Source organism: Synergistales bacterium, from assembly GCA_021736445.1.
In the GTDB taxonomy this organism is placed as follows: domain Bacteria; phylum Synergistota; class Synergistia; order Synergistales; family Aminiphilaceae; genus JAIPGA01.
In genome coordinates, this window is sequence record JAIPGA010000090.1 from 1 (window position 1) to 9,576 (window position 9,576).

Below are 9,576 nucleotides of genomic sequence, written 5' to 3' on the forward strand. Positions count from 1 at the left end.
CAATCTCCGTGCTGTACCCCGCCCGGCACAGCGCCTCCTGTGCTCTGGCGGCCTGGGCGAGGGCAAGGCTGCTGGCGCGGGTGGGGAGGATCATTCCCTCTCTCCTTCCCCGAGATGCCGTCGGAGCCGCTCCTTCAGCCTTTCCGGTCCTGCCGGATCGGCGCCGGAGCTGGAAACACCCACCCTGTATCCCCGGTGGCCGAACTGCGCCGCCAGCGCCCAGTCGCTCTCTTCGGGGGCGCCGCAGCAGTTGAGCAGGCATCCCGAGCCTTCCGCCAGGGGCAGTATGGCCCGGGTATCCTCCCTGGAGACGGCGATGAGGGCGAAGGCGTGGTTCAGGAAGTCTTCCCGCATGACCGCTCTGCCGGCAATGGTCACCCCGCCGCCAGTCATCCGCTCCAGCTCGGGGCAGACCTCGGGCGCCACCACCTGCACTGCGAACCCCGCACCGAGGAGGGTTGTCACCTTCCGGAGCGCCGTCGCCCCTCCGCCCACCACCAGAATCGGGCCGGTCCCCGGGCTGAGCGCTATCATGAGGCTGAAGTCACGATCTGCCATGGTCAGTTCCAATCTCGCCGAAATGCCCCACCGGCACCGCCTGCCGGCTGCAGGGCGGCTCCGAAAAGCCGCTTCCCCAGGGCCAGACGGCGGATGGTGGGCTCTAGTCGTGTTGCTTACCCGTCATGTGATCGACGGTAAGCTCCAGGATGGCCACGTTCCGGAGCATTGCGTCGGGCCGCTGCACGTGGACGCCCTTCTCGTTGTAGTGGGCGGCCAGCACCTTGATGCCCTCCCGTTTCTCGTCGTTGTCCTCGAGAATCCGGATGGTGCCGAACCCGATGACGCTCCGGTAGGCCAGCGCGATGCCTGAGGTCTTCTTGGGGGCATCGTTGAAGGCCACATCCGTTTCGGCCTGGAAGCAGACCTTGGGGTTCCTCCGTATGAGATCGATCTTCTTGCCGGTGGTGGCGCAGTGCATGTAGATGCGCCCCTCCTCGTAGCCGTAGGTGATGGGCACCACATAGGGGTATTCCTCGTCGAAGAACCCCAGGTGGAGCACCTGCGCCTGCATGAGGATCTCCTCGATCTCCTTGCTGTCGGTAATCTCCATTTCCTTCCTCCGCATTTCCCTGAACACTCTGATCAGCTCCTTCTTCTATGGCGTTTCCCCTGCACCGGCGAAGCTTCGCACCGCCTCCGGAAAGTCCGTGGGGCAGGAAAACCGGGTGCTGGAGTGCACCTGCAGATAGACGGCAAGCGTGCTGTCCCGATAGAGCCCCTGCCGGGATGCATCCCCCTTCTTGCGGATGTCGAAGACAGGGGGCTCTACTTCCGATTCGCACCAGGACCGATGAAACCTATGTCCCGCCACGGTGATACCCCGGGCGCCGATGATCGTGTCCCGCCTCCAGGCTGCTGTACTCAGCATATCATGAGTATCTCACGCACTGTTACCCGGCATGTGCCGGGGGATGGGCCTTCTCGAAGGAGCAAGGCCTGCCTTCTTTCCATTGGTTTTGATAATAGACGATAGATTTGCAATAGGTGAGCCCCGTCAGCCCATTCCTGTTTGCAGCACGTGCCCTCCCAGGTGGTGGAGGCCACGGCCGTGGCCGGGAGCCCGAGGTAGGCATGAAGGGGGTGCTTCTCAAGCCCGGAGGCGACGCCACTTCACAGGTGGTGGCATGGGGTAGCACTGGAGCGCCTCAGGGCCGACGACGACAACGACAGGAACGAGCGGTGGCAGCTGGCCACCGCTGCAGCCGCGGGAGTGTAGCGGGTACACAGCAAGTGCCGAGCTAGGAAGAGGTCCTGGAGGGTTCGTAGCCCAGGGCGGCTGAAATTTTTCGGGCTGTTCCCACTGCGCCTGCAATGATGTTGTCCAACCGGGCGTCGTCGAACCGGAAGGAGGGGCCCGAAACGGCCAGAGAGGCCACAACGGCACCTTCCCGGTTAAAGATCGGCACCGCCACTGAAGAGACCCCCTCCTCGCGCTCGGAGTGGCTCATGGAGTAGCCCCGCTTCCGGATCAGGGCGGTCTCCCGTGCAAGGGCGTCACGTTCGGCAATGGTGTTTTTGGTTAACGGTTGGGCCTGGGCGACGATCTCTTCAAACTGCTCTTCCGGAAGATAGGCCAGAAAGCACTTCCCCGACGCCCCCGCCCAGAGAGGCATACGCTTCCCCAGCTCAACGGAAAACTGCAGCCGCTGGTTGCTCTGCGCATGCTCGTAGCAGATCCTGGAATCGCCTTCTCGGAAGTAGAGATTGACCGTCTCTCCTGTTGTGTCTCTCAGCTCTTCCATAAAGGGCAGGGCGATATTGATGATATTCATGGAAAGCGCCGCGATTTTGCCGAGGTAGTAGACACGTGTCCCCAGCGAAAGCTGCTTGGTATGGGGGTCCCTGTAGAGGTAGCCCAGATCGACAAGCCTGGAGGCGATCCTGTGTGTCGAGGAAAAGGGAAGCCCCTGTCTCTGCGCGATCTCGCTGATACTCTGCTCCCTATGGTCCTTGGAGAAGGATTCCAGCACAGCCAGTGCTTTTTCAATGGCGCTCTTTTTCATATAGGCTCGCTCCCTTTTTCAGTAACTCCCTACCCCGAAATCTCCGACATTCCCCAAATCTTACCAAATCAGATGGTAGTGTACGCCTCTCCGTGTATGCGTCAAATTCCGCGCCTGACGGACAGTGTCACCGGGGGCGGCGGCCCCCGGTGCTCTGAAGGAGTATGAGTGTGGTGCAGGTTGCTGCGTCTTGATGGTGGTTGCCGGTCAGATCGGGCACACAGGAGGAAGCGCCATCACGTCCCCAAGGGGGTCCGGGATAGGTTTCATGAAAGAAGAGCCTCCCTGCCTTCTCAGCCCGGTTACCGCGGCAGGAGATTTTCCGCCGCCGGCGGAACAGGAGGAATCCTCCCTTCTGCGCTACTCCACGAAGTTCGGGAGATACTCACGTTCCTTCGCCCGGAGCTCGTTGAATCCCACAAGCTCCTTGAACTCGTCGAACTGGCTGACCAGATCGTAGCGTCCCTCCGCAAGGGCGCCCCCCTTGATCGCTTCGAGGTAGTTCTCCACACCTTTCATCGCTGCAAAGGTGGTCCCCACAGGGATGCTCACCCTGGCGACGCCGAGCTCCCGGAGACGGGGCAGGGGAACAAGAGGCGTCTTGCCACCCTTGACGTTGTCGAAGAGGTTGATGCTCACCGGGGCGGCGATCTCGTTGACCACCTTTTCGATCTGCTCCACGGAACGGGGCGCCTCGACGAAGATCATGTCCGCCCCCGCCTCGGCATAGAGATTGCCCCGCCTGATGGCCCCCTCGATCCCTTCAGTGCTGATGGCATCGGTGCGGGCATTGATGACGAAATCGCTGTCCAGGGCATCTGCCGCCTTCCGGCAGGCCTTGACCTTGAGCACCATCTCATCGTCCGGGACTATCTGCTTGCCTTCCAGGTGGCCGCAGCGCTTGGGGAAGAGCTGGTCCTCGATATTCATACCTGCGGCACCTGTGCCGACCACCTGCTCGGTGATCCACATGGCGTTCACGGCATTCCCGAAACCGGTATCGGCGTCGGCCATCACCGGGATATCCACGGCTGCGGCGATATTCCTGGTGAAGTTGAGCATATCGCTGGAAGAGAGAAAGGCCATATCGGGAAGCCCAAGGTAGGTGGCGGCAAGACCGAATCCGCTCACCTGCAACACCTCGAAACCGGTCCGTTCGATCAGTTTCGCCGACATGGCATCGTGCGCTCCGGGGCACGGCACGGCCCGTTTTTCAAGAAGCATCTTCTTCAGCATTGTTGTTGGTTTCATTACTGATCCTCCTTCATGGTGTGAGCCGGCTCGACCTGATCGGCATCCGTCCCTGAAGCCACCTTCGCGGAAGATGACCGGACGAACTGGTAAGCGATGACGGCACCGAGCAGCGCGAAGCCGGCAAGATCGGTGGTCACGCCGGGGTAGATCAGGGCCAGGGCGCTGCACAGTGCAACGAAACGGAACAGCATGTTCAGGTAGCCCCTGAAATACCCCTCGCTTGCCAGCGAAAGCCCGAAGACGCCGATGGCCGCGGTGGCGAAGGTGAGAACAAACCGACCCCAGTTCTGGACGTTGGTCAGGAGAAGATCCGGCGAGTAGATAAAAATGTAGGGAATGATGAACCCGGCGAGCGCCAGCTTGATCGCCGCGACAGCCGTCCTGTTGAGATTCGCCCCCGCCAGACCGGCGGCGGTGTAGCATCCAACGCAGACCGGCGGTGTCAGTGTGGAGAGGACGGCGAAGTAGAAGACAAAGAGATGGGCGTCCAGCGCTTTGGTCCCGAGAAGGACCAGGGCCGGCGCCGCCACGGCGCTTGCCATGACGTAGCTTGCCGTAGTGGGCATCCCCATGCCGAGCAGCAGCGAGATCACCATGGTGATCAGAAGCGTGGGGAAGAGATTCCCCTGGGTCAGCATGAGAACGGCGTCACCGATTTTGAGCGCCACGCCGGTGGCGCCCATCATGCCGATCACGATACCGACGATCGTGCAGGCGATGGCGACGGGCAGCGCCGTTTTGGTCCCGTTTTCAAGGGTCTGGACAAGCTCCCTGAGATTGAGCCGCTCTTCCTTTCTGACGAAGCTGAGCCCACTCGCCGTGATGATCCCCCAGACACCGGCATAGAGCGGATTGTAGCCTTTCACAAGGATGTAGATGATCACCAGCAGGGGAATCGCCTTATAGCCGCTGGTGAGCAGTACGGTTTTCAGCTTCGGCAGCTCGCTCTTCGCCAGTCCCTCAAGACCCAGCTTGTGGGCCTCCAGGGAGAGACAGCACCACACGCCCCAGAAGTACAGCAGCGCCGGGACAAGGGCTGCCATGAGCACATTGATGTATTTCACGCCCAGGGCATCGGCGATGATAAAGGCGGCGGCCCCCATCACCGGCGGCATGATCTGTCCCCCCGTAGAGGCCACCGCTTCGACGGCGCCGGCGTAGTGCGCCCTGTAGCCGATCTTTTTCATCAGAGGAATGGTGAAGGCCCCCGTGGTCGCCACGTTCGCCGAGGTACTCCCGCTGATCGTTCCCATCAGAGCACTGGAGAGTACGGCGATCTTGGCCGGGCCGCCCTTCTGGTGTCCCGCCAGCGCCATGGCGAGATCGTTGAAAAAGACAGAGGTCCCCGTGGATTTCAAAAAGGCTCCGAAAAGAACAAAGAGAAAGATGTAGGTGGCAGAGACCCCTGCCACCAGGCCGAAGAGACCGTCGGTGGTCAGGTAGAGCTCCTCGAGGATGCGGGGAATGGAGAGCCCGAAGTGTTTCAGCGGGCCAGGCATGGAACGTCCGTAATAGGCAAAGAAGAGAAAGAGCGAGCAGAAAATGGGCAAGGGATAGCCGAGAACCCTGCGCCCGGCCTCGAAGACAAGCACCGTCATGATGGCACCGAGATAGAGCTCGTACTCCAGGTACATTCCGGCCCGCCCGGCTATGGCAGGATAGTTGAAAAAGATGTAGAGCGAACAGACCAGGGCCAGGGAGGCAAGAATCCAGTCGAGCCACGAAGGTGTGCTTTGGGGTGAACCTTTACCCGCCGGGAAAAGAAGAAAGATCAAAACCAGCACGAAACAGATGTGAAAGCTCCTCTGCTGCATTGCCGGCATCAGCCCGAAGAAGGCAGTGTAGAGATGGAAGATGGCAAGCACCAGGGTCAGCACAGTGATGAATACCTTCAACCGCCCGGAGAAGCTCCTCCGTCCGGACTTCTCGGTGGGCTTCTGTTTTTCATATGCAGTGGCCGACATGGCAATTCCTCCCCGGTAATAGCATCAGCGACATTGTGTGCCGCGCCGGTCAACGGATCAGCGCGGCACACCGGTGGTTATATCGGTGGTACCCAGCTACTCCTCGATAACGCCGATCTCCTTATAGTACCGCTCCGCACCCGGATGCAGCGGGCAGACCATGCCGCTCAGGGCGAATTCCGGGCCCATGTGCTTGAAGTAACTGAGCCGCTCCTTGAGCCAGTCGGAATGTTCGTAGAGCATCTTTGTCACCTGGTAGACCTGCTCTTCGTCCATATCGGCATAGGTGAGGAATGTGCCTACCGCAGCGACAACATCCAGGGGCTCGTCAACGCCTTCGTAGACGCCGCCGGGGATCTCTGCAGGTGCATAGGCGGAATACTGCTCCACGATCGCGTCGATCTTTTCATCCTCCAGCTCAATGAGGGTGACCTTCCCGCTGCTGCACATATCGGTGACCATCGCGTTGGGGATGCTGGTGGCCCAGATGTGGCCCTCGGTACGCCCGGTCTTCAGCGCCTCCGACACCTCGGAACGCCCGAAACGCTCCACTTCGATATCGTCAAAGGTCATGTCATAGACGGAGAGTACCCGGCTTGTGTTGACCTCGATACCGCCGCCGATGGGCCCGACATCGATCCTCTTTCCCTTGAAATCGGCGACACTGTCGATTCCGGCACCCTTGTGGACCAGGATATGAAAGGGCATGGGATAGATGGCCGTCACGAAACGAAGGTCCTTAACGGGCTTGCCGTCGAACTCGCCTTCGCCGTACCAGGCGTCCATCAGCGTCGCCGACTGAACGAGCCCAAGCTCTATCTCCTTGCGTCCCAGATTCAGCGAGTTCTTCATGGACCCGCCGGTAACGGCCGTAAAGTTGTACCCGTCAAGCTGCCTGTTCCCGAGCTGCGCTATGGTGTTGCCTATCTGGTAGAAGCCTCCGCCCACACTGCTCGTTCCTATCCGCATGAACACATCGTCCGCCGCTGCACTGCCGCAGAGCACGACAACGAACAGCACCGCCAGAAAAACCTTCAGCCCACGTGACATACAAATCGCCTCCCCGAACATGTTTATCCACTCAGTGGATATTAGAAACTACAGAGCGGATATTACAGACCAGTATAGGAGATCCCGGCGGGCTGTCAAGGGGTCGTGTGCCCTTTGGGCAAACATCAAGGAGGAAGACTATATTGAGTCCGGCTTGGGACCGGCGCACAGTTCATCCGGCCCCGCAAGGACTGCAGGACCATATCTGGTGCGCCTGCTCCGCGCAGCAGTAAGGCAGGAGATGGCGAAGGTTTCCGGCACCATTGTTTGCCTTTTCCAGGAACAGAGAAACGATTGGGGAGCATAAAATGGCTGGAGGAAGGGGGAAACCGCAGGACTGTCCAATGCAGGCACAGCGTTAGGCGGGGCGCCTGCACACCGCATACCCTGGCGTCTCCAGCAGCCGTCAACCCCGGGGGGCCGGCAGAAGCAAGGACCGCCGAATCATCCCGGGGGAAACGAATCCACGGTTACGCCGGGGCCATCTGGTCGCCGCCGCGGCGTTTGGCCTCGTAGAGAGCCCGGTCGGCGGCCTTCAGGAGGTCGCCAGGCGTATCCATGGAGGGACCGGCCGCGGCGTAGCCCAGGCTGACCGCTCCATCCCAGCACTCCTCGCCGGCATCGGTGTAGTGGCTCCTCCGGGAGGCCAGGATGGCCCGGCCCACACCTGCGGCCTCGTCGCTTCCGGCATGCGGGCAGATCACCAGGAATTCGTCGCCGCCGAGTCGGCAGACCATGTTGTGGCTGCCCGCCGCATCGAGCAGACGCCGGGAGAGCTCGCGCAGCAGGCTGTCACCCTCGTCGTGGCCGAAGGTGTCGTTGACCTGCTTGAACTTGTCGGCGTCCAGCATGAGAACCGAGAGTGGCGTGCCGTTGTCCCGCGACTCGCTCCAGAGCTCCTCCAGGGCGGAGACGGCGAAGCGGCGGTTGGGCAGGCCGGTCAGCTCGTCCCGGATGGCCAGCGCCTGGAGCTGCTGGTTGGCACGCTCCAGCTCGGCGGTGCGCTCCTTGACCTTCTGCTCCAGCGTGCGGTTCAGGGCACGCAGCTCGCGGTTGCGCTCCGAAACCGTCTGGAAGAGCCCCTTGAGCGCCGTCAGCAGCGGCTCGGCCCCCTCCTGGGTATTCCTGCTCTCCTCTTCAAAGGTCTGCGCGGCCGTCTTGCCCTTTTCGATGGCCCGCATCTGCCTGGCCATACTCTGGTCGATCCCCAGGATGTGGTAGGCCAGCCAGTCCACCAGATACTGGAGTAATTCCTTGGCCTCGGACGTGGCGAGGGTTTCCCGTTTCGTACTGAAGACGGTCGCCTCGTCGATAAAGGCCTGATGCTGTTCGTGATGGGCGCGGATATGCCGGGGATCCAGCCCGGAGGAGGCCATCAGCTCCTCTTCGTCCCGGAAATGGACATGGGTGTAGTCCACCATGGCGTCGATCGCCGCGCTGAACTCCTGCTCATCCGGGGCCTCGCCGGACATGGCCAGCTCGCCCAGATCGTTGACCAGGTCCACCAGCTGCTTGTGCTGTCTGTCGACCTCCTCGATCCCCGTCAGAAACGAGTCGTTCCAGTTGAATACCGTAGACATATCGCATAGACCTCCCGCAAGCTTCCGAACTCTGTAAGGGCATACCGCAATGTTCCCGTGACTCCCCCTGAAAGCGGCCGTAACCACAGCACCCTTTGGAGTCCGGAGCCGACGGCATCCCTCTGTTGCCAGTCACTGCGTATTATTGTAACAGCTTCAAAAATTCTCCAATAGGGGCCAGGCTGGGCAAACATGGAGCGGGCCCTCCAGAGAGAGAGCCCGCTCCGCCGTTCCGCTTCATTGAAAGGAAGTCCGGAAAGCCCCGTCCGGCTACCGCACCTCCTTATCACGTCCGGAGGGCTGTTGCAGAGGGGCAGGCGATGGCGATCATGGGATATACTGGATAATGTCTTCTCTAGAGCTACACTACGCACATCCATGCCAACCAACGAACAGGGAGGTAACCATGACGCGGCAGGAAGAACACGAACAATCGGCGGACCGTCCCGGGGAGATCCGGTCCCGGGCGCGGGGGGCCCTGCTGGGACAGCTGGCGGGGGACGCCCTGGGCGGCCTGGTGGAGTTCCAGAGCCCCGAGCGGATCGCCGCGGCCTACCCCAAGGGGGTCCGCAGGCTCCAGGACGGCGGCACCTGGGGCACCATCGCCGGACAGCCCACCGACGACTCCGAGATGGCACTGGCGCTGGCCCGACTGCTGGCCGACGAAGGCCGCTACGACCGGCAGCAGGCCCTGGAGGCCTACCGAACCTGGCTGGATTCGGGGCCCTTCGACTGCGGCAACACCATCGCCGGGGCGCTCACAGGGATGCTGAATCCCCACAGCCAGGCCAACGGCGCCATGATGCGGATCAGCCCGCTGGGGATCTTCGGCGCGGCCCACAGCCTGGAGGACGCGGCGGCATGGGCGGAATCCGACGCCGGGCTCACCCACCCCCATCCTGTCTGCCGACAGGCCGGCGCCCTCTACGTCATGGCCGTCGCCCATGCCGTCCGCACCGGCTGCAGCACCGACAGCCTCTACCGGCAGATCGCAAACTGGGCCCGCCGGCGGCATGTGGATCCCGCCCTCGCCGACACCGTCGCTGCAGCGCGCCACGCACCGCCGGCGGACTACCTCCGGCAGCAGGGGTGGGTGCTCATCGCCTTCGGCAACGCCCTCTGGCAGCTCCTCCACGCTTCCACACTGGAGGAAGGCGTGGTGGA

Annotated in this window: 9 protein-coding genes; 1 reads left to right on the plus strand and 8 read right to left on the minus strand. The window is 61.8% G+C overall.

The genetic code is table 11. The features are described 5' to 3' along the window. Positions 1 to 90: 90 nt before the first annotated feature. From K9L28_10575 to K9L28_10610, 8 genes are all read right to left on the minus strand, one after another. Positions 91 to 558 carry a siroheme synthase gene (locus K9L28_10575; protein MCF7936772.1) on the minus strand — a complete coding sequence of 156 codons (468 nt, stop codon included), beginning with the start codon at positions 556 to 558 and terminating at the stop codon, positions 91 to 93. Between the two features lie 103 nt (positions 559 to 661). Beyond that, positions 662 to 1,126 carry a pyridoxamine 5'-phosphate oxidase family protein gene (locus tag K9L28_10580; protein MCF7936773.1) on the minus strand — a complete coding sequence of 155 codons (465 nt, stop codon included), beginning with the start codon at positions 1,124 to 1,126 and terminating at the stop codon, positions 662 to 664. Between the two features lie 30 nt (positions 1,127 to 1,156). After that, positions 1,157 to 1,429: a hypothetical protein gene (locus K9L28_10585; GenBank protein MCF7936774.1), complete on the minus strand. Its 273-nt coding sequence runs from the start codon at positions 1,427 to 1,429 to the stop codon at positions 1,157 to 1,159. A gap of 370 nt (positions 1,430 to 1,799) precedes the next feature. Further along, complete coding sequence (locus K9L28_10590; protein MCF7936775.1) at positions 1,800 to 2,564, minus strand: IclR family transcriptional regulator; 765 nt, start codon at positions 2,562 to 2,564, stop codon at positions 1,800 to 1,802. A gap of 360 nt (positions 2,565 to 2,924) precedes the next feature. Further along, entirely contained in the window at positions 2,925 to 3,815 is an 891-nt protein-coding gene (locus K9L28_10595) for an isocitrate lyase/PEP mutase family protein (GenBank protein ID MCF7936776.1), read from the minus strand. Next, entirely contained in the window at positions 3,815 to 5,782 is a 1,968-nt protein-coding gene (locus K9L28_10600) for a TRAP transporter permease (GenBank protein ID MCF7936777.1), read from the minus strand. The genes K9L28_10595 and K9L28_10600 overlap by 1 nt, the downstream gene beginning before the upstream one ends. A gap of 96 nt (positions 5,783 to 5,878) precedes the next feature. Further along, positions 5,879 to 6,832, minus strand: coding sequence for a TAXI family TRAP transporter solute-binding subunit (locus K9L28_10605; GenBank protein MCF7936778.1), 954 nt, complete (start codon positions 6,830 to 6,832; stop codon positions 5,879 to 5,881). A 470-nt stretch (positions 6,833 to 7,302) separates the two neighbouring features. Then, positions 7,303 to 8,412 carry a bacteriohemerythrin gene (locus K9L28_10610; protein ID MCF7936779.1) on the minus strand — a complete coding sequence of 370 codons (1,110 nt, stop codon included), beginning with the start codon at positions 8,410 to 8,412 and terminating at the stop codon, positions 7,303 to 7,305. Positions 8,413 to 8,818: 406 nt separating this feature from the next. Between K9L28_10610 and K9L28_10615 the strand changes: the two genes are divergently transcribed. Continuing rightward, positions 8,819 to 9,576, plus strand: a 758-nt coding sequence (locus K9L28_10615) for an ADP-ribosylglycohydrolase family protein (protein MCF7936780.1), incomplete at its 3' end; no start/stop codon positions are given.